Source organism: Rhizobium sp. BE258 (assembly GCF_031457345.1).
GTDB lineage: Bacteria > Pseudomonadota > Alphaproteobacteria > Rhizobiales > Rhizobiaceae > Rhizobium.
Window position 1 is genome coordinate 1 of the sequence record NZ_JAVDWL010000008.1, and the last position, 16,410, is coordinate 16,410.

At 59.2% G+C, this 16,410-nt stretch carries 28 protein-coding genes and 1 pseudogene; 28 read left to right on the forward strand and 1 reads right to left on the reverse strand.

Annotated features, from left to right (window positions below; genetic code table 11):
• The 28 genes and pseudogenes from tuf to rplQ all read left to right on the forward strand — a co-directional run.
• Window positions 1-405 (forward strand): annotated as a pseudogene (tuf, locus tag J2X43_RS24705) (elongation factor Tu); the annotation flags it as partial.
• A gap of 310 nt (window positions 406-715) precedes the next feature.
• Window positions 716-1,024, forward strand: coding sequence for a 30S ribosomal protein S10 (rpsJ, locus tag J2X43_RS24710; protein ID WP_003547547.1), 309 nt, complete (start codon window positions 716-718; stop codon window positions 1,022-1,024).
• A 34-nt stretch (window positions 1,025-1,058) separates the two neighbouring features.
• The gene (gene rplC, locus J2X43_RS24715) at window positions 1,059-1,700 is read left to right on the forward strand and encodes a 50S ribosomal protein L3 (RefSeq protein ID WP_112387879.1); all 642 of its coding nucleotides are present in this window, start codon (window positions 1,059-1,061) and stop codon (window positions 1,698-1,700) included.
• 13 nt (window positions 1,701-1,713) lie between these two features.
• Window positions 1,714-2,334, forward strand: a complete 621-nt coding sequence (gene rplD, locus J2X43_RS24720; RefSeq protein ID WP_112387880.1) for a 50S ribosomal protein L4 — start codon at window positions 1,714-1,716, stop codon at window positions 2,332-2,334.
• Window positions 2,331-2,624 carry a 50S ribosomal protein L23 gene (locus tag J2X43_RS24725; protein WP_112387881.1) on the forward strand — a complete coding sequence of 98 codons (294 nt, stop codon included), beginning with the start codon at window positions 2,331-2,333 and terminating at the stop codon, window positions 2,622-2,624. Before rplD ends, J2X43_RS24725 begins: the two co-directional genes overlap by 4 nt.
• An 11-nt stretch (window positions 2,625-2,635) precedes the next feature.
• Window positions 2,636-3,472 carry a 50S ribosomal protein L2 gene (rplB, locus tag J2X43_RS24730; protein ID WP_112387882.1) on the forward strand — a complete coding sequence of 279 codons (837 nt, stop codon included), beginning with the start codon at window positions 2,636-2,638 and terminating at the stop codon, window positions 3,470-3,472.
• Window positions 3,473-3,487: 15 nt separating this feature from the next.
• A complete protein-coding gene (gene rpsS, locus J2X43_RS24735) occupies window positions 3,488-3,766 on the forward strand; it encodes a 30S ribosomal protein S19 (RefSeq protein WP_007531666.1) in 279 nt (92 codons plus the stop codon).
• A 2-nt stretch (window positions 3,767-3,768) separates the two neighbouring features.
• Entirely contained in the window at window positions 3,769-4,158 is a 390-nt protein-coding gene (gene rplV / locus J2X43_RS24740; protein WP_112387883.1) for a 50S ribosomal protein L22, read from the forward strand.
• Window positions 4,158-4,877: a 30S ribosomal protein S3 gene (gene rpsC, locus J2X43_RS24745; protein WP_018857109.1), complete on the forward strand. Its 720-nt coding sequence runs from the start codon at window positions 4,158-4,160 to the stop codon at window positions 4,875-4,877. Before rplV ends, rpsC begins: the two co-directional genes overlap by 1 nt.
• Window positions 4,878-4,913: 36 nt before the next feature.
• Window positions 4,914-5,327, forward strand: coding sequence for a 50S ribosomal protein L16 (gene rplP / locus J2X43_RS24750; RefSeq protein WP_003573792.1), 414 nt, complete (start codon window positions 4,914-4,916; stop codon window positions 5,325-5,327).
• Between the two features lie 10 nt (window positions 5,328-5,337).
• Window positions 5,338-5,538, forward strand: a complete 201-nt coding sequence (rpmC, locus tag J2X43_RS24755; RefSeq protein WP_007812871.1) for a 50S ribosomal protein L29 — start codon at window positions 5,338-5,340, stop codon at window positions 5,536-5,538.
• 11 nt (window positions 5,539-5,549) lie between these two features.
• A complete protein-coding gene (gene rpsQ, locus J2X43_RS24760) occupies window positions 5,550-5,789 on the forward strand; it encodes a 30S ribosomal protein S17 (RefSeq protein WP_112387884.1) in 240 nt (79 codons plus the stop codon).
• Between the two features lie 260 nt (window positions 5,790-6,049).
• Window positions 6,050-6,418, forward strand: a complete 369-nt coding sequence (gene rplN, locus J2X43_RS24765; protein ID WP_018900268.1) for a 50S ribosomal protein L14 — start codon at window positions 6,050-6,052, stop codon at window positions 6,416-6,418.
• A gap of 12 nt (window positions 6,419-6,430) precedes the next feature.
• A complete protein-coding gene (gene rplX, locus J2X43_RS24770) occupies window positions 6,431-6,733 on the forward strand; it encodes a 50S ribosomal protein L24 (protein ID WP_112387885.1) in 303 nt (100 codons plus the stop codon).
• The gene (rplE, locus tag J2X43_RS24775) at window positions 6,733-7,290 is read left to right on the forward strand and encodes a 50S ribosomal protein L5 (RefSeq protein ID WP_112387886.1); all 558 of its coding nucleotides are present in this window, start codon (window positions 6,733-6,735) and stop codon (window positions 7,288-7,290) included. Before rplX ends, rplE begins: the two co-directional genes overlap by 1 nt.
• Window positions 7,291-7,322: 32 nt before the next feature.
• On the forward strand, window positions 7,323-7,628 hold the full coding sequence (gene rpsN / locus J2X43_RS24780) for a 30S ribosomal protein S14 (protein WP_074067600.1): 306 nt from the start codon (window positions 7,323-7,325) through the stop codon (window positions 7,626-7,628).
• Window positions 7,629-7,640: 12 nt separating this feature from the next.
• A complete protein-coding gene (rpsH, locus tag J2X43_RS24785) occupies window positions 7,641-8,039 on the forward strand; it encodes a 30S ribosomal protein S8 (protein ID WP_022718381.1) in 399 nt (132 codons plus the stop codon).
• Between the two features lie 42 nt (window positions 8,040-8,081).
• A complete protein-coding gene (rplF, locus tag J2X43_RS24790; protein ID WP_112387887.1) occupies window positions 8,082-8,615 on the forward strand; it encodes a 50S ribosomal protein L6 in 534 nt (177 codons plus the stop codon).
• 12 nt (window positions 8,616-8,627) lie between these two features.
• On the forward strand, window positions 8,628-8,990 hold the full coding sequence (gene rplR / locus J2X43_RS24795; RefSeq protein WP_112387888.1) for a 50S ribosomal protein L18: 363 nt from the start codon (window positions 8,628-8,630) through the stop codon (window positions 8,988-8,990).
• Between the two features lie 131 nt (window positions 8,991-9,121).
• Window positions 9,122-9,691, forward strand: a complete 570-nt coding sequence (rpsE, locus tag J2X43_RS24800; RefSeq protein ID WP_027509270.1) for a 30S ribosomal protein S5 — start codon at window positions 9,122-9,124, stop codon at window positions 9,689-9,691.
• A gap of 14 nt (window positions 9,692-9,705) precedes the next feature.
• A complete protein-coding gene (gene rpmD / locus J2X43_RS24805; protein WP_016553562.1) occupies window positions 9,706-9,915 on the forward strand; it encodes a 50S ribosomal protein L30 in 210 nt (69 codons plus the stop codon).
• Between the two features lie 15 nt (window positions 9,916-9,930).
• Window positions 9,931-10,404: a 50S ribosomal protein L15 gene (gene rplO, locus J2X43_RS24810; protein WP_112387889.1), complete on the forward strand. Its 474-nt coding sequence runs from the start codon at window positions 9,931-9,933 to the stop codon at window positions 10,402-10,404.
• 235 nt (window positions 10,405-10,639) lie between these two features.
• Window positions 10,640-11,980, forward strand: a complete 1,341-nt coding sequence (gene secY / locus J2X43_RS24815) for a preprotein translocase subunit SecY (protein ID WP_112387890.1) — start codon at window positions 10,640-10,642, stop codon at window positions 11,978-11,980.
• Window positions 11,977-12,627 carry an adenylate kinase gene (locus J2X43_RS24820; RefSeq protein ID WP_112387891.1) on the forward strand — a complete coding sequence of 217 codons (651 nt, stop codon included), beginning with the start codon at window positions 11,977-11,979 and terminating at the stop codon, window positions 12,625-12,627. The genes secY and J2X43_RS24820 overlap by 4 nt, the downstream gene beginning before the upstream one ends.
• A gap of 225 nt (window positions 12,628-12,852) precedes the next feature.
• A complete protein-coding gene (gene rpsM, locus J2X43_RS24825; protein WP_112387892.1) occupies window positions 12,853-13,221 on the forward strand; it encodes a 30S ribosomal protein S13 in 369 nt (122 codons plus the stop codon).
• A 132-nt stretch (window positions 13,222-13,353) separates the two neighbouring features.
• Window positions 13,354-13,743, forward strand: a complete 390-nt coding sequence (gene rpsK, locus J2X43_RS24830; RefSeq protein WP_003547577.1) for a 30S ribosomal protein S11 — start codon at window positions 13,354-13,356, stop codon at window positions 13,741-13,743.
• Between the two features lie 100 nt (window positions 13,744-13,843).
• Complete coding sequence (locus J2X43_RS24835) at window positions 13,844-14,854, forward strand: DNA-directed RNA polymerase subunit alpha (protein ID WP_112387893.1); 1,011 nt, start codon at window positions 13,844-13,846, stop codon at window positions 14,852-14,854.
• Window positions 14,855-14,976: 122 nt separating this feature from the next.
• Window positions 14,977-15,402, forward strand: a complete 426-nt coding sequence (gene rplQ / locus J2X43_RS24840) for a 50S ribosomal protein L17 (protein ID WP_112513879.1) — start codon at window positions 14,977-14,979, stop codon at window positions 15,400-15,402.
• Window positions 15,403-15,478: 76 nt separating this feature from the next.
• Here rplQ and J2X43_RS24845 read toward each other — a convergent pair whose 3' ends face one another.
• Window positions 15,479-16,321 carry a dienelactone hydrolase family protein gene (locus J2X43_RS24845; protein WP_310299612.1) on the reverse strand — a complete coding sequence of 281 codons (843 nt, stop codon included), beginning with the start codon at window positions 16,319-16,321 and terminating at the stop codon, window positions 15,479-15,481.
• Between the last annotated feature and the right edge of the window lie 89 nt (window positions 16,322-16,410).

The following is a 16,410-nucleotide window of genomic DNA, read 5'->3' on the forward strand; positions in this document are numbered from 1 at the left end:
ATGTTCCGCAAGCTGCTCGATCAGGGCCAGGCTGGCGACAACATCGGCGCTCTGGTTCGCGGTGTTAACCGTGACGGCGTCGAGCGTGGTCAGATTCTGTGCAAGCCGGGTTCTGTCAAGCCGCACAAGAAGTTCAATGCCGAAGCCTACATCCTGACGAAGGAAGAAGGCGGCCGTCATACGCCGTTCTTCACGAACTACCGCCCGCAGTTCTACTTCCGTACGACTGACGTGACCGGTATCGTTTCGCTTCCGGAAGGCACGGAAATGGTTATGCCGGGCGACAACGTCACCGTTGTTGTCGAGCTGATCGTTCCGATCGCGATGGAAGAAAAGCTGCGCTTCGCAATCCGCGAAGGCGGCCGTACCGTCGGCGCCGGCATCGTCGCCTCGATCATCGAGTAATCATCGATCGGCCGCTTCGAAAGGGGCGGCCGATTCGAATGACATTATTATGATGCAGGCGGTTTAGGCCGCTTGCTTATTACACAGAAATGTTGCAAATGGCGCGCAAGCGCGATTTGCGTGCTGCTTCGTTCGCGGAGCGGCGAACAAAACTAACAATAAGGTGGGCTTTAAAGGCCCGAAGAGTGGATAGGGATGCCGTTCTCGCGGTGTCCTTCTCGATCTTTGAAACCGGTGGTCCGCCTTAGCGAAAACAAAAAACGCGTCTTGAGAAGGGCGCGCGAAAAACAGAACACAAGGATAATGTCGAATGAACGGCCAAAATATCCGCATTCGCCTGAAGGCGTTCGATCACCGAATTCTCGATGCTTCCACGCGCGAGATTGTGTCGACGGCGAAGCGCACCGGCGCAAGCGTCCGGGGCCCCGTTCCGCTTCCGACTCGCATCGAGAAGTTTACGGTTAACCGGTCCCCACACATCGACAAGAAGAGCCGCGAGCAGTTCGAGATGCGCACGCATAAGCGCCTCCTCGACATCGTAGATCCGACCCCGCAGACGGTAGACGCGCTGATGAAGCTCGATCTCGCCGCCGGTGTCGATGTTGAGATCAAGCTCTGAGCCCTGCTCGAGCGGATTTGGAAGGATTGAACCGATGCGTTCAGGTGTGATTGCACAGAAGGTGGGCATGACACGCGTCTACAACGACGCTGGTGAGCATGTTCCAGTTACCGTACTGCGTATGGAAGGCTGCCAGGTCGTCGCTACGCGTACTGTCGAAAAGAATGGCTACGTCGCTGTCCAGCTTGGTGCTGGCACGGCCAAGGTCAAGAATACCTCCAAGGCCATGCGCGGCAACTTCGCAGTTGCCAACGTTGAGCCGAAGGCGAAGCTCCAGGAATTCCGCGTTTCGGAAGATCAGCTCCTCGAAGTTGGCACCGAAATCAAGGCTGGTCACTTCGCAGCCGGTCAGCTCGTCGATGTGACGGGTACCACGATCGGTAAGGGCTTTGCCGGCGCCATGAAGCGCCACGGCTTCGGCGGTCTCCGCGCCACGCACGGTGTGTCGGTTTCGCACCGTTCGCACGGTTCGACGGGCTCGCGCCAGGATCCGGGCAAGGTTTTCAAGAACAAGAAGATGGCTGGTCACATGGGCCAGACGCGCGTTACGACTCAGAACCTGGAAGTGGTTTCGACCGATGAAGATCGCGGTCTGATCCTGATCAAGGGTGCAGTACCCGGTTCCAAGGGTGCCTGGATCATCGTGCGCGATGCCGTCAAGTCGGCAGCGAAGTAAGGGAGCCGGACCAATGGAATTCAACGTCAAGACCCTCGAGGGAAAAGACGCAGGGAAGGTTTCTCTTTCTGACGCGATTTTCGGCCTCGAGCCCCGTGAAGACATTCTTGCCCGCGTTATCCGCTGGCAGCTTGCCAAGAAGCAGCAGGGCACTCACCAGGCCAAGGGCCGCGCCGACGTTTGGCGCACCGGCGCCAAGATGTACAAGCAGAAGGGTACGGGCCGCGCTCGTCACCATTCGGCTCGTGCTCCGCAGTTCCGCGGCGGTGGTAAGGCTCACGGCCCGGTCGCCCGCAGCCACGAACACGACCTTCCGAAGAAGGTTCGCGCTCTCGGCCTGCGTCTCGCCCTGTCGGCAAAGCTGAAGTCCGATGATGTCATCATCATCGACAACCTCGTTGCTGCTGAAGCAAAGACCAAGGCTCTGGCCGCTACCTTCGAGACGCTCGGTCTGACCAACGCGCTCTTCATCGGTGGTGCTGAGCTCGACGGCAACTTCAAGCTCGCTGCCCAGAACATCCCGAACATCGATGTTCTCCCGATCCAGGGCATCAACGTTTATGACATCGTCCGCCGCGGCAAGCTCGTGCTTTCCAAGGCTGCCGTTGAAGCTCTAGAGGAGCGTTTCAAGTGACCGATCTTCGCCACTATGATGTGATCGTCTCGCCGTCGATCACCGAAAAGTCCACTCTGGTATCTGAGAACAACCAGGTTGTTTTCAATGTCGCCAAGAAGGCGTCGAAGCCGGAAATCAAGGCTGCAGTCGAGGCGCTCTTCGGCGTCAAGGTCACGGCCGTCAACACGCTGCTCCGCAAGGGCAAGACCAAGCGTTTCCGCGGTTTTGCCGGCAAGCAGCAGGACGTGAAGAAGGCTGTCGTAACGCTGGCTGAAGGCCAGACGATCGACGTCTCCACCGGTCTCTGAGGAATAAAAACATGGCATTGAAAACATTCAATCCTATCACCCCGAGCCAGCGTCAGCTGGTCATCGTCGACCGCTCCTCGCTCTACAAGGGCAAGCCGGTCAAGGCGCTGACGGAAGGTCTGACGAAGAGCGGTGGCCGTAACAACCTCGGCCGTATCACTGCCCGCTTCATCGGCGGCGGTCACAAGCGTACCTACCGTCTGATCGACTTCAAGCGCCGCAAGTTTGAAGTTGAAGGCACGGTTCAGCGTATCGAGTATGACCCGAACCGTACGGCTTTCATCGCGCTCATCGCTTACGCAGACGGCGAACAGGCCTACATCATCGCTCCGCAGCGTCTCGCTGCCGGCGACAAGGTCATCGCTTCTGAAAAGGCTGTCGACGTAAAGCCCGGCAACGCAATGCCGCTGCAGTACATCCCGGTCGGCTCCATCATCCACAACGTGGAAATGAAGCCCGGCAAGGGTGGTCAGATCGCCCGCTCGGCTGGCGGCTACGCTCAGCTGGTCGGCCGCGATGCAGGCATGGCGATCCTTCGTCTGAACTCTGGCGAACAGCGTCTCGTTCACGGCTCTTGCCTGGCGACGATCGGTGCGGTTTCGAACCCTGACCACGGCAACATCAACGACGGCAAGGCCGGTCGTACGGTGTGGCGCGGCAAGCGTCCGCATAACCGCGGTGTCGTCATGAACCCGGTCGACCACCCGCACGGCGGTGGTGAAGGCCGCACCTCTGGTGGCCGTCACCCGGTTACTCCGTGGGGCAAGCCGACCAAGGGCAAGCGCACCCGGTCGAACAAGTCGACCGACAAGATGATCATGCGCTCGCGTCATCAGCGTAAGAAGTAAGAGAGGAAGTCTCCAATGGCTCGTTCAGTATGGAAAGGTCCGTTCGTTGACGGCTATCTTCTCAAGAAGGCTGAGAAGGTTCGTGAAGGCGGACGTGCAGAAGTAATCAAGATCTGGAGCCGTCGCTCCACGATCCTGCCGCAGTTCGTCGGTCTCACCTTCGGCGTCTACAACGGCAGCAAGCATGTACCGGTCAGCGTCAACGAAGACATGGTCGGTCACAAGTTCGGTGAATTCTCTCCGACGCGGACCTACTACGGTCACGGCGCGGACAAGAAGGCAAAGAGGAAGTAACGATGGGCAAGGCAAAAGCCGAACGCCGGCTGAAGGACAACGAGGCGCAAGCAGTCGCCCGCACGCTCCGCGTCAGCCCACAGAAGCTCAACCTGGTGGCCGCGCTTATCCGCGGCATGAAGGTCGAGCGTGCACTCGCTGAGCTGGAATTTTCGCGCAAGCGCATTTCGGGCGCCGTCAAGAAGACGCTCGAATCTGCGATCGCAAACGCCGAGAACAACCACGATCTCGACGTTGACTCGCTGGTCGTAGCAGAAGCCTACGTTGGCAAGTCGATTGTCATGAAGCGCTTCCACGCTCGTGGCCGCGGCCGTGCATCTCGCGTCGAGAAGCCGTTCGCGCACCTGACGATCGTCGTGCGCGAAGTGCAGGCACAAGAGGAGGCCGCATAATGGGTCAGAAAATCAATCCAATCGGTTTCCGTCTTGGCATCAACCGTACCTGGGATAGCCGCTGGTTTGCGGACAATGCCGAATACGGTCAGCTGCTGCACGAAGACCTGAAGATGCGTAAGTTCGTCATGAGCGAACTGAAGCAGGCTGGTATCGCCAAGGTCGTCATCGAGCGTCCGCACAAGAAGTGCCGCGTCACGATCCACTCGGCTCGCCCGGGTCTGATCATCGGCAAGAAGGGTGCAGACATCGACAAGCTCCGCAAGAAGCTGTCGGACATGACGAACTCCGAAACGCACCTCAACATTGTTGAAGTTCGCAAGCCGGAAGTCGACGCAACGCTGGTTGCCCAGTCGATCGCCCAGCAGCTCGAGCGTCGCGTGGCTTTCCGCCGCGCCATGAAGCGCGCTGTTCAGTCTGCCATGCGTCTTGGCGCCGAAGGCATCAAGATCACCTGCGCAGGCCGTCTCGGCGGTGCCGAAATCGCTCGTACGGAATGGTATCGCGAAGGTCGCGTTCCGCTCCACACGCTGCGTGCGGACATCGACTATGGCACAGCCGAAGCGGAAACCGCTTTCGGTATCTGCGGCATCAAGGTTTGGATCTTCAAGGGCGAAATCCTTGAGCACGATCCGATGGCCTCCGAGCGCCGCGCACTCGAGGGTGATGCTCAGGGTCCGGCTAGCCGTGATCGCGATCGTCGCCGCGACAACGCTTGATAGCGTTGGTGGCTAAGAAGTTCGGAGAATAAGAAAATGTTGCAGCCAAAGCGTACCAAGTACCGCAAGCAATTCAAGGGCCGCATCAAGGGCGTCGCCAAGGGTGGGTCTGATCTCGCCTTTGGTGAATTCGGCCTTAAGGCTCAGGAGCCAAACCGCGTCAACGCACGTGAAATCGAAGCGGCCCGCCGCGCGATCACGCGCTACATGAAGCGTGCCGGCCGTGTGTGGATCCGCGTGTTCCCGGATGTTCCGGTAACCGCAAAGCCGACCGAAGTCCGTATGGGTAAGGGTAAGGGCTCCGTTGAATACTGGGCATGCAAGGTCAAGCCCGGCCGTATGATGTTCGAGATCGACGGCGTCAGCGAAGAGATCGCCCGCGAGGCACTTCGTCTCGGCTCTGCCAAGCTCTCGGTCAAGACGCGCTTCGTACAGCGCATTGCAGAGTAAGGAGAGGCAGATGAAAGCCGAAGAAGTCCGCGGCCTCACGGCCGATCAGCTCAAGGACAAGCTCGCCGACCTGAAGAAGGAGCAGTTCAACCTGCGCTTCCAGAAGGCAACCGGCCAGCTCGAAAAGTCCTCGCGTATCGACGAAGTCCGCAAGGATATCGCCCGCGTGAAAACCATTGCCCGCCAGAAGGCGGCAGAAGCAAAGGCGTAAAGGAAAAAATCATGCCGAAGCGCATTCTGCAGGGCGTCGTCGTTGGCGACAAGAACGAGAAGACTGTGGTAGTCCGCGTCGAGCGCCGTTTCGCTCACCCGCTGCTCCAGAAGACCGTTCGTCGTTCCAAGAAGTACAAGGCCCACGACGAAAACAACCAGTATAAGATCGGCGATACCGTTTCCATCGAGGAATGCGCGCCGATCTCCAAGGACAAGCGTTGGACGGTCATTTCCGCCCAGGCTAAGTAAGAATTTTCGGCGAGGCCTTGCGCCTCGCGGAAATATCTGTATGAAGCAGCGTCAGAACGCTCGAAAGCCGGGCGTTCTTTTGCTTTGAGCGCACGGAAGGTCCCGTTGGGAAACCACCCTGGCACGATCGATCCCGCGCTATTCAAGCTATTGCCGTGTTTTCGCCTGTCCTTGTGGCAAGCGGCCGGCTGACAATTTTCATAAGCCGGGGTAGGGGGCGAGAGCCCAACCATTCCGGTAAACCAAAAAGGCGACCTGATATGATTCAGATGCAAACAAACCTCGACGTGGCGGATAATTCCGGCGCACGTCGTGTCATGTGCATCAAGGTGCTGGGCGGCTCGAAGCGCAAGTATGCCTCGATCGGCGACGTTATCGTCGTTTCGATCAAGGAAGCGATCCCGCGCGGCCGCGTGAAGAAGGGTGACGTGATGAAGGCGGTTGTCGTTCGCACCGCCAAGGAAATCCGTCGTGTTGATGGCAGCATCATCCGCTTCGACACCAATGCAGCAGTCCTCATCGACAACAAAAAAGAGCCGATCGGCACCCGTATCTTCGGACCGGTTCCGCGCGAACTTCGCGCCAAGAACCACATGAAGATCATCTCGCTGGCTCCTGAAGTACTGTAAGGAGCGAGACCGATGCAGAAGATTCGTAAGGGCGACAAGGTCGTCATGCTCGCAGGCAAGGACAAGGGCCGTACTGGCGAAGTCCTCCAGGTCCTGCCCAAGGAAGATCGTGCCGTTGTCCGCGGCGTCAACGTCGTAAAGCGCCATCAGCGCCAGACGCAGACCCAGGAAGCCGGCATCATCAACAAGGAAGCTTCGGTTCACCTGTCCAACCTTTCCATCATCGACAAGGACGGCAAGCCGACCCGCGTTGGTTTCAAGGTTGTTGACGGCAAGAAGGTCCGTGTAGCTAAGCGTTCCGGTGAGGTGATCTGATGGCTGAGGCAAAGTACGAGCCACGGCTCAAGAAGGAATATGTCGAGCGCATCCGTGCGGCCATGCAGGAGAAGTTCTCCTACGCCAACGAGATGATGATCCCGAAGCTCGACAAGATCGTAATCAACATGGGTGTTGGTGAAGCAACGGCTGATTCGAAGAAGCCGACTGTTGCTGCTGCCGACCTGGCCGCTATCGCTGGTCAGAAGCCGGTCATCACCCGTGCACGTAACTCCATCGCTGGCTTCAAGGTCCGCGAACAGATGCCGATCGGCGCGAAGGTTACTCTCCGCGGCGCCCGCATGTACGAGTTCCTGGACCGTCTCGTGAACATCGCGCTTCCGCGCGTTCGCGACTTCCGCGGCCTGAACCCGAAGAGCTTTGACGGCCGTGGCAACTTCGCCATGGGCATCAAGGAGCACATTGTGTTCCCTGAGATCAACTACGATAAGGTTGATCAGATGTGGGGCATGGACATCATCGTTTGCACGACGGCAACGAAGGACGACGAAGCACGCGCTCTGCTCACAGAGTTCAGCTTCCCGTTCCGTCAGTAACCGTAACGACGAGCGTAGAAAAGGAACCTGACATGGCGAAGACCAGCGCAGTTGAAAAGAACAAGCGCCGCCGTACTACGGTCGCAAATCAGGCTGCAAAGCGTGCAGCTCTGAAGGCGATCATCATGAACCAGTCTCTTCCGATTGAAGAGCGGTTCAAGGCCTCGATCAAGCTGGCATCCCTGCCGCGCGATGGATCGAAGACCCGTATTCGCAACCGTTGTGAAGTATCGGGCCGTCCGCGCGCATACTACCGCAAACTGCGCATGTCGCGTATCGCACTGCGTGAACTCGGCAATCTCGGCAAGGTGCCGGGCATCGTCAAGTCCAGCTGGTAAGGAGCAGGTTAGATGACAATGACTGATCCGTTGGGCGATATGCTCACTCGCATCCGTAACGGCGCTTCCCGCCGCAAGTCGTCGGTATCGACGCCTGCTTCGAAGCTCCGTGCACGCGTTCTCGATGTTCTGCAGTCCGAAGGCTACATCCGTGGCTATTCCGTTGTCGATTTCGGCAATGGCAAGTCGGAACTCAGCATCGAGCTGAAGTACTACGAAGGCACATCGGTGATCCGTGAGATCGGCCGCGTGTCCAAGCCGGGCCGCCGGGTTTATGTCTCGGTCAAGTCCATTCCGCAGGTCGCGAACGGCCTCGGCATCACCATCCTTTCGACTCCGAAGGGTGTGATGGCCGATCACCAGGCTCGCGAACAGAACGTTGGTGGCGAGGTTCTTTGCTCGGTCTTCTAAGATTGAGCAAGGATCTCCATAGCGAACAGACAGGATTGAAACATGTCTCGTATCGGTAAGAAGCCCGTTCAGGTACCTGCTGGGATCACGGCTACGGTCGAAGGCCAGAAGGTTACTGCAAAGGGCCCGAAGGGCGAGCTGTTCTTCGTCGCAAACGACGAAGTCGGCATCAAGCTCGAAAACAACGCGGTTGTGGTCACGCCGCTCACGCAGTCGAAGGATGCTCGTTCGAAGTGGGGCATGTCCCGCACGATGATCGAAAACATCTTCAAGGGCGTCAAGGACGGCTTCGAGCGCAAGCTCGAAATCAACGGCGTCGGTTACCGCGCATCGCTTCAGGGCAAGAACCTGCAGCTGGCGCTCGGTTTCAGCCACGACGTGGTTTATGAGCCGCCGCAGGGCATCACGATCGCTGTGCCGAAGCCGACGGAAATCGTCGTCACCGGCATCAACAAGCAGCAGGTCGGCCAGGTTGCCGCAGAAATCCGCGAATACCGCGGTCCTGAGCCTTACAAGGGCAAGGGCGTCAAGTATGCCGAAGAGCGGATCATCCGCAAAGAAGGCAAGAAGAAGTAAGGATCACGCGAAATGGCTAGCAGGAAAGAAGCACTTGCACGTCGTGCCAACCGCGTGCGCCGTCATCTCAAGTCGGTGGCCAATGGCCGTCCGCGCCTGTCGGTTCATCGCTCCTCGAAGAACATCTACGTTCAGGTCATCGACGATGTTGCAGGCAAGACGCTCGCGTCTGCCTCGACTCTCGATAAGGATCTGCGCGGTTCTCTGAAGACCGGTGCCGATACCGCAGCAGCTGCCCTCGTCGGCAAGCTCGTTGCAGAGCGCGCAACGAAGGCAGGCGTCAGCGAGGTCGTATTCGACCGTGGCGCCTTCATCTACCACGGCCGTATCAAGGCCCTGGCAGACGCAGCCCGCGAAGGCGGTCTGTCCTTCTAATAAAGTTTCCGGCCGGACGCTGCGAAGCGCCGGCCGGATCTCACCGGACCGCAAACGCTCCCTGATGGGAGGCTGATGCGGTCCTCGTTTTGTTTGCCCGTTGCACCCGGAAAAGAAAAAGGAAAAGGACAATGGCACAGGAAAGAAGAGGCTCGCGGGATGACCGTCAGAGCCGCGAAGAGCGCGATAGCGAATTCGTCGACAAGCTGGTCGCGATCAACCGCGTCGCCAAGGTCGTCAAGGGTGGCCGCCGTTTCGGTTTTGCCGCTCTCGTCGTCGTCGGTGACCAGAAGGGCCGCGTAGGCTTTGGTCACGGCAAGGCACGCGAAGTGCCGGAAGCGATCCGCAAGGCCACGGAAGCCGCCAAGCGCGAGCTGATCTTCGTGCCGCTGCGCGAAGGCCGTACCCTGCATCACGACGTTCACGGCCGCCACGGCGCCGGCAAGGTTCTGCTGCGCTCGGCCAAGGTCGGTACCGGTATCATCGCCGGTGGTCCGATGCGCGCCGTTTTCGAAACGCTCGGCGTTCACGACGTTGTCGCCAAGTCGACCGGTTCCTCGAACCCATACAACATGGTTCGCGCTACCTTCGACGCTCTGAAGCACCAGGTTCACCCGAAGGACATCGCAGCTCAGCGCGGCATCAAGTATGCTACGCTTCAGGCTCGCCGTGCCGCCTCCGGCAACGCCTCTGAAGAATAAGAGGAGTCTGACCCATGGCCAAGGCTACCAAGAAGACCGAAGCAAAGACGGTTACCGTCGAGCAGATCGGCAGCCCAATCCGCCGTCCTGACGTTCAGCAGCGCACGCTGATCGGTCTGGGCCTCAACAAGATGCACCGCCGCCGCACGCTGGAAGATACGCCTTCCGTCCGTGGCATGATCCGCGCTGTGCAGCATCTCGTTCGTATCGTCGACGAGAAGTAAGCAGGGGATACGATCATGAAACTGAACGAAATCAAGGACAACGAAGGTTCGACCCACAGCCGTAAGCGTCTCGGACGCGGTATCGGCTCGGGCTCGGGCAAGACCGGTGGTCGCGGCGTCAAGGGCCAGAAGTCCCGTTCGGGCGTTGCCATCAACGGCTTCGAAGGCGGTCAGATGCCAATCTACCGTCGTCTGCCGAAGCGCGGCTTCAACAACATCTTCAAGGCCGACTACGTTGTCGTGTCGCTTGAGCGCATCCAGGCTGCCGTCGATGCCGGCAAGCTCGATGCCAAGCAGACCGTTGACGCAGCTGCCCTGAAGGCTGCTGGCGTCATCCGCCGTGCCAAGGACGGCGTTCGCGTCCTGTCCGGCGGCGAACTCAAGGCCAAGGTCAAGATCGAAGTTGCAGGCGCTTCCAAGTCTGCTGTCGAGAAGATCGAAAAGGCTGGCGGTTCCATCACGCTTCTTTCTGCCGCAGCGGCAGAATAATAATCTTATGATATGTCGCCCGGGGTGCTTCACACCGGGCGATTTTGCTCCCATATGTGGGCCTCACAAAACCTGTATCGTTGCACCCCCGCGGCGTGCCGGTTTCCGACGAAATCAAGGGTGAGGCAATGGTTGCGCCAGCAATCCGTCCGAAGCCCGGCTTTTGAATATTGACATACCTTTTCCGGGTCCGGCCACTTCGCGAAGGGCTGGAATGGGTAGCGCGGAGAATCGCATGGCTTCTGCAGCGGAACAGTTGGCTTCCAATCTTAATTTTTCGACCTTCGCCAAAGCTGAGGATCTCAAGAAGCGCCTGTGGTTCACACTGGCAGCTCTCCTCGTCTATCGCCTGGGTACGCACATCCCGCTTCCGGGCCTCAACCCTGAAGCCTATGCCCAGGCCTTCCGCGGCCAGGCAGGCGGCATTCTCGGCCTCTTCAACATGTTCTCGGGCGGCGCCGTACAGCGTATGGCGATCTTCGCGCTCGGCATCATGCCTTACATTTCCGCTTCGATCATCGTGCAGCTCATGACCTCGGTCGTGCCGGCGCTCGAAAATCTGAAGAAGGAAGGCGAGCAGGGCCGCAAGATCATCAACCAGTACACCCGTTACGGCACGGTGCTGCTCGGCACGCTGCAGGCCTATGGTATTGCGGTCGGCCTCCAGAGCGGCAACGGTCTCGTCGTCGATCCGGGCTGGTTCTTCAAGATTTCGACCGTCATCACGCTGCTCGGCGGCACGATGTTCCTGATGTGGCTCGGTGAGCAGATCACCTCGCGCGGCATCGGCAACGGTATTTCGCTGATCATCTTCGCCGGTATCGCCGCAGGTCTTCCGACCGCACTGGCCGGCACCCTCGAGCTCGGCCGCACCGGCGCTCTGTCGACGACGCTGATTCTCGCCGTCATCCTGATCGCCATTGGCGTCATCGCCGTCATCGTCTTCGTGGAACGCGCCCAGCGCCGCCTTCTGATCCAGTATCCGAAGCGCCAGGTGGGCAACCGCATGTTCCAGGGCGACACGTCGCACCTGCCGCTGAAGCTCAACACATCGGGCGTCATTCCGGCGATCTTCTCGTCGTCGCTGCTGTTGCTGCCGGCAACGCTTGCTGGCTTTGCCAACACCACGGCTCTGCCGTCCTGGGCGACGTCGATCGTAGCCGCGCTCGGCCACGGCCAGCCGCTCTACATGCTGCTTTACGGCGCGTTGATCGCCTTCTTCGCCTTCTTCTATACGGCCATCGTCTTCAATCCGAAGGACACGGCCGACAATCTCAAGAAGCATGGCGGCTTCATCCCGGGCATCCGTCCAGGTGAGCGTACCGCCGAATATATCGATTACGTCCTGACCCGAATCACGGTGATCGGCGCAATCTACCTCGTGTTCGTCTGCATCCTGCCCGAGATCCTGGTGTCGCAAACCGGCATCCCATTATCCCTTGGTGGGACTTCGCTTTTGATCGTGGTTAGCGTAACTCTTGATACGGTTGCGCAGATTCAGGGTCACCTGATTGCACAGCAGTACGAAGGCCTGATCAAGAAATCGAAGTTGCGTGGAGGAAAGAGGGGGCGATGAGACTCATACTTTTGGGGCCGCCGGGCGCGGGTAAGGGGACCCAGGCCCAGCGGATCGTGGAGAAGCACGGCATTCCGCAGCTCTCCACCGGTGACATGCTCCGTGCAGCCGTTCAGGCCGGCACGGAGGTAGGCAAGCGGGCAAAGGCTGTCATGGACGCCGGCAAGCTTGTTTCCGACGAGATCGTCAATGCCATCGTCTCCGAGCGTCTCGATGCTCCCGATTGTGCCAACGGCTTCATCCTCGACGGCTTCCCGCGCACGCTCGTGCAGGCGGATGCCACCGAGGTGATGCTGAAGGGCAAGGGGATCGAGCTCTCGGCCGTCATTGAGATTGAAGTCGACGACAAGATCCTCGCTGATCGCGTCTCCGGCCGTTACACCTGCGCCAACTGCGGCGCCGGCTATCACGACACCAACGTGAAGCCGAAGGTGGAGGGGGTCTGCGACCGCTGCGGTTCGACTCACTTCAAGCGCCGCCCGGACGACAACCGCGAGACCGTGGTGACCCGCCTGGCAGCCTACTACAAGGAAACGTCGCCGCTGATCGGCTATTACCATGCAAAGGGTAAGCTGAAGGTGGTGGATGGAATGGCGGATATCGATCACGTGACTGCGGAGATCGACGCCATTCTTTCGAAGCTCTAGGTCTTCGAAAATAAACTTGGCGGGAGCGGTTGCCTTTCAGCACTGATTCCGTTAAACACCGCGCCAACTCGCGACATTTGATGCGATCGGCGCGGATTTCCCAAGGAAGTCCGGGTTCGGTCGTTTTGACATGTACGAACCCCAAATATGAACGAGCGGCCCTACGGAGGGCGGCATAACGAAGCCCTCTTGCCGGATGGCAACAGGAATGCAAGGAGAACAGGCGTGGCACGTATCGCTGGCGTCAACATCCCGACTGCGAAGCGCGTGATTATCGCGTTGACCTACATTCACGGGATTGGTCCGAAGTTTGCTAAGGAAATCATGGAGAAGGTCGGTCTTCCGGCCGACAAGCGCGTCCATCAGCTGACGGACTCCGAAGTGCTCCAGATCCGCGAAACCATCGACCGCGATTATCAGGTAGAAGGTGATCTTCGTCGCGACACCGCGATGAACATCAAGCGCCTGATGGACCTCGGCTGCTACCGCGGCCTTCGTCATCGTCGCGGCCTTCCGGTCCGCGGTCAGCGCACGCACACCAATGCTCGCACCCGCAAGGGTCCGGCAAAGGCGATCGCTGGTAAGAAGAAGTAATTTCCGGGAAACCGGGAAGGGGAGGCTGGCGGTCCGCCGGCCTCTTTTGAGTTTGGAGCGGTGCCTGTCGGGTATCACTCCGGTGGAGCCGCTGGCATTACGGCGGTGACGATATCCAAGAAAGGGATAAGAATGGCCAAGGAAGCCGTACGCGTTCGCCGTCGCGAACGTAAAAACATCTCGTCGGGCGTGGCGCACGTCAACTCGACCTTCAACAACACGATGATCACCATCACCGACGCACAGGGCAACGCGATTGCCTGGTCGTCTGCTGGTGCCAAGGGCTTCAAGGGTTCGCGCAAGTCGACCCCGTTCGCTGCCCAGATCGCTGCTGAAGACTGCGCAAAGAAGGCTCAGGAACATGGCATGAAGTCGCTGGAAGTCGAAGTTTGCGGCCCGGGTTCCGGCCGTGAATCCGCTCTGCGCGCGCTCCAGGCTGCCGGTTTCATGATCACGTCCATCCGCGACGTGACCCCGATCCCGCACAATGGCTGCCGTCCGCGCAAGAAGCGCCGCGTCTGATCATCGCCACTCACAACGCCGGTGAGCGCAGTCGCGCTCCCGGCGCTTCTCAAGCTCGGTTGCCACGATTGGATGGTGGCAACGAACGGAAGGCAAAGATATGATTCAGAAGAACTGGCAGGAATTGATCAAGCCGAACAAGGTCGAGTTCTCTTCGAGCTCGCGCACCAAGGCGACGCTTGTAGCAGAGCCGCTGGAGCGCGGTTTCGGCCTCACCCTCGGCAACGCGCTTCGCCGCGTTCTGCTCTCCTCGCTGCGCGGTGCTGCAGTGACGGCAGTGCAGATCGATGGCGTGCTGCATGAATTCTCCTCGATCCCGGGCGTCCGCGAAGACGTTACGGACATCGTGCTCAACATCAAGGAAATCGCCATCAAGATGGATGGCGACGACGCAAAGCGTATGGTCGTGCGCAAGCAGGGCCCGGGCGTTGTAACGGCTGGCGACATCCAGACGGTCGGCGATATTGAAATCCTCAACCCCGAGCATGTGATCTGCACGCTCGACGAGGGCGCCGAAATCCGTATGGAATTCACCGTCAACAACGGCAAGGGCTACGTTCCGGCCGAACGCAATCGTGCGGAAGATGCTCCGATCGGTCTCATCCCGGTCGACAGCCTGTATTCGCCGGTCAAGAAGGTGTCCTACAAGGTTGAAAATACCCGTGAAGGACAGGTTCTCGACTACGACAAGCTGAACATGACCATCGAAACCGATGGCTCGATCTCCGGTGAAGACGCAGTCGCTTTCGCGGCTCGCATCCTCCAGGATCAGCTTGGCGTGTTCGTCAACTTCGACGAGCCGCAGAAGGAAACCGAGGAAGAAGCCGTCACCGAACTGGCTTTCAACCCGGCGCTCCTGAAGAAGGTAGACGAACTCGAACTGTCCGTTCGCTCGGCAAACTGCCTGAAGAACGACAACATCGTCTACATCGGCGACCTCATTCAGAAGACCGAAGCAGAAATGCTCCGCACCCCGAACTTTGGTCGCAAGTCGCTGAACGAAATCAAGGAAGTTCTCGCTTCCATGGGCCTGCACCTCGGCATGGAAGTGCCGGCATGGCCGCCCGAGAACATCGAAGATCTCGCAAAGCGTTACGAAGACCAGTATTAAGAACCAAAAAGGCAGGCTCTGAGGCTGCCTTTCCCAGTCAAACAGCAGGCAGATCGCCTGTATGTGCCAGGAAACGGCAGGCCCGCTAGAAGCGAAGAGCCCTGCATCAAAGGAGAATAGCAATGCGCCACGCAAAAGCCGGCCGCAAGCTGAACAGAACTGCCAGCCACCGCAAGGCAATGTTTGCCAACATGGCGGCTTCGCTCATCCTGCATGAGCAGATCGTGACCACCCTGCCGAAGGCAAAGGAAATCCGTCCGATCGTTGAAAAGCTCGTTACCCTCGGCAAGCGCGGCGACCTGCACGCTCGCCGTCAGGCGATCTCGCAGATCCGCGACACCGCTGTCGTCTCGAAGCTGTTCGACGCGATTGCTACGCGCTACGCCACCCGCAACGGCGGCTACCTGCGTATCATGAAGGCCGGCTTCCGCCAGGGCGACAACGCCGCTCTCGCAGTCGTCGAATTCGTTGACCGCGACGTCAGCGCAAAGGGCGCAGCCGACAAGGCTCGCGTCGAAGCAGAAGCCGCTGCGGCTGAAGCTGCTTAATTCTTTCCGGTTCTCCGGAAGCAAAACAGCCGGGCTGCAAAGCCCGGCTGTTTTCGTTTGTGGTGGCGGGCTGCATTCAGTTCTGCAGATATTGGTGCAGGAAGTCTTTCACCCGCGCGAAGGACTGTTCGGCGGCGGGGGCGTCATATTCCTCCCTATGGCCGAGCATCATCTTCGGCGTTGCAACGTCCGGCGCATCGAATGCGTGATAGGCACCAGGATAGACATCGAGTTCGATGGGAGGGCCTTTGCCGCTGAGATGTGAAATCCTCTGCCGGCAGCGTTCGACCGGGCTCCAATCGTCGACATCGCCATTCAGGATCAAGGTCGGTACCGTCGCATCGCCGGCATGAGGTGCGCAGACCGGATAGTAGCCGACCGCTGCCTTGAATTTACGGTCCATAAGCTGTTCGTTGCCCTCGGCTTTCGTGGCCTCCAGCGCCGCGATCCCACCAGCGGAAAACCCCAGCAGCGCGACATGCCCAGCATCGACGAACGGCAAAGTGGCCAGATAATCGAGCGCGCCATAGGCATCGAAGACACGATCCGGCAGATAGCGTTGACAGGTGTTGTCGATATTGCGGGTCGTGAAGCTGTCGACGACAAGGACGGCGTAGCCCCATGAGGTCAGTCGCTGCGGCCAATAGGTCCTGGTGTTCGGATGGATGCCGCCGCAGCCATGCATGACGACGACGGCCGGAAATGGACCGTCTCCCGGCGGCCGGCTTAGATGGCCCTGCAAGTGCGTGGCCTGGGATTGCGGAAGACTGATGCCTTCGTCTTTTATCTTGCGGGCGAGGAACGGGCTTGGCTTAACGGCGGCACTGTCAAATCGCACCAACTGGTCCGCCTGAGCCGTCAGACCAGGCGGTACGGCGGCCAGTAGCCAAAATCCGAAAGCAAGCGCTGCAGTTTTCATGGGGCGGTCCCGCGCGCGATAGCGGCCATTCAAACACTATCCTTCACGGATATTGATTTAGGCGCTGAACTATCGGCGTCCATAGGCTT

Bases quoted from the DNA above. Each gene is read 5' to 3' on its own strand.
- rpsN (WP_074067600.1), top strand. From the start codon at position 7,323: ATGGCGAAGACCAGCGCAGTTGAAAAGAACAAGCGCCGCCGTACTACG.
- J2X43_RS24820 (WP_112387891.1), top strand. From the start codon at position 11,977: ATGAGACTCATACTTTTGGGGCCGCCGGGCGCGGGTAAGGGGACCCAG.
- secY (WP_112387890.1), top strand. From the start codon at position 10,640: ATGGCTTCTGCAGCGGAACAGTTGGCTTCCAATCTTAATTTTTCGACC.
- J2X43_RS24845 (WP_310299612.1), bottom strand. From the start codon at position 16,321: ATGAAAACTGCAGCGCTTGCTTTCGGATTTTGGCTACTGGCCGCCGTA.
- rpsQ (WP_112387884.1), top strand. From the start codon at position 5,550: ATGCCGAAGCGCATTCTGCAGGGCGTCGTCGTTGGCGACAAGAACGAG.
- rpsK (WP_003547577.1), top strand. From the start codon at position 13,354: ATGGCCAAGGAAGCCGTACGCGTTCGCCGTCGCGAACGTAAAAACATC.
- rplV (WP_112387883.1), top strand. From the start codon at position 3,769: ATGGGCAAGGCAAAAGCCGAACGCCGGCTGAAGGACAACGAGGCGCAA.
- rplD (WP_112387880.1), top strand. From the start codon at position 1,714: ATGGAATTCAACGTCAAGACCCTCGAGGGAAAAGACGCAGGGAAGGTT.
- rplE (WP_112387886.1), top strand. From the start codon at position 6,733: ATGGCTGAGGCAAAGTACGAGCCACGGCTCAAGAAGGAATATGTCGAG.
- rplO (WP_112387889.1), top strand. From the start codon at position 9,931: ATGAAACTGAACGAAATCAAGGACAACGAAGGTTCGACCCACAGCCGT.
- rpmD (WP_016553562.1), top strand. From the start codon at position 9,706: ATGGCCAAGGCTACCAAGAAGACCGAAGCAAAGACGGTTACCGTCGAG.
- rplF (WP_112387887.1), top strand. From the start codon at position 8,082: ATGTCTCGTATCGGTAAGAAGCCCGTTCAGGTACCTGCTGGGATCACG.
- rpsC (WP_018857109.1), top strand. From the start codon at position 4,158: ATGGGTCAGAAAATCAATCCAATCGGTTTCCGTCTTGGCATCAACCGT.
- rpsS (WP_007531666.1), top strand. From the start codon at position 3,488: ATGGCTCGTTCAGTATGGAAAGGTCCGTTCGTTGACGGCTATCTTCTC.
- rplC (WP_112387879.1), top strand. From the start codon at position 1,059: ATGCGTTCAGGTGTGATTGCACAGAAGGTGGGCATGACACGCGTCTAC.
- rpsE (WP_027509270.1), top strand. From the start codon at position 9,122: ATGGCACAGGAAAGAAGAGGCTCGCGGGATGACCGTCAGAGCCGCGAA.
- rplN (WP_018900268.1), top strand. From the start codon at position 6,050: ATGATTCAGATGCAAACAAACCTCGACGTGGCGGATAATTCCGGCGCA.
- rplB (WP_112387882.1), top strand. From the start codon at position 2,636: ATGGCATTGAAAACATTCAATCCTATCACCCCGAGCCAGCGTCAGCTG.
- rplX (WP_112387885.1), top strand. From the start codon at position 6,431: ATGCAGAAGATTCGTAAGGGCGACAAGGTCGTCATGCTCGCAGGCAAG.
- J2X43_RS24835 (WP_112387893.1), top strand. From the start codon at position 13,844: ATGATTCAGAAGAACTGGCAGGAATTGATCAAGCCGAACAAGGTCGAG.
- rpmC (WP_007812871.1), top strand. From the start codon at position 5,338: ATGAAAGCCGAAGAAGTCCGCGGCCTCACGGCCGATCAGCTCAAGGAC.
- rplR (WP_112387888.1), top strand. From the start codon at position 8,628: ATGGCTAGCAGGAAAGAAGCACTTGCACGTCGTGCCAACCGCGTGCGC.
- rplP (WP_003573792.1), top strand. From the start codon at position 4,914: ATGTTGCAGCCAAAGCGTACCAAGTACCGCAAGCAATTCAAGGGCCGC.
- rpsH (WP_022718381.1), top strand. From the start codon at position 7,641: ATGACAATGACTGATCCGTTGGGCGATATGCTCACTCGCATCCGTAAC.
- rpsJ (WP_003547547.1), top strand. From the start codon at position 716: ATGAACGGCCAAAATATCCGCATTCGCCTGAAGGCGTTCGATCACCGA.
- rplQ (WP_112513879.1), top strand. From the start codon at position 14,977: ATGCGCCACGCAAAAGCCGGCCGCAAGCTGAACAGAACTGCCAGCCAC.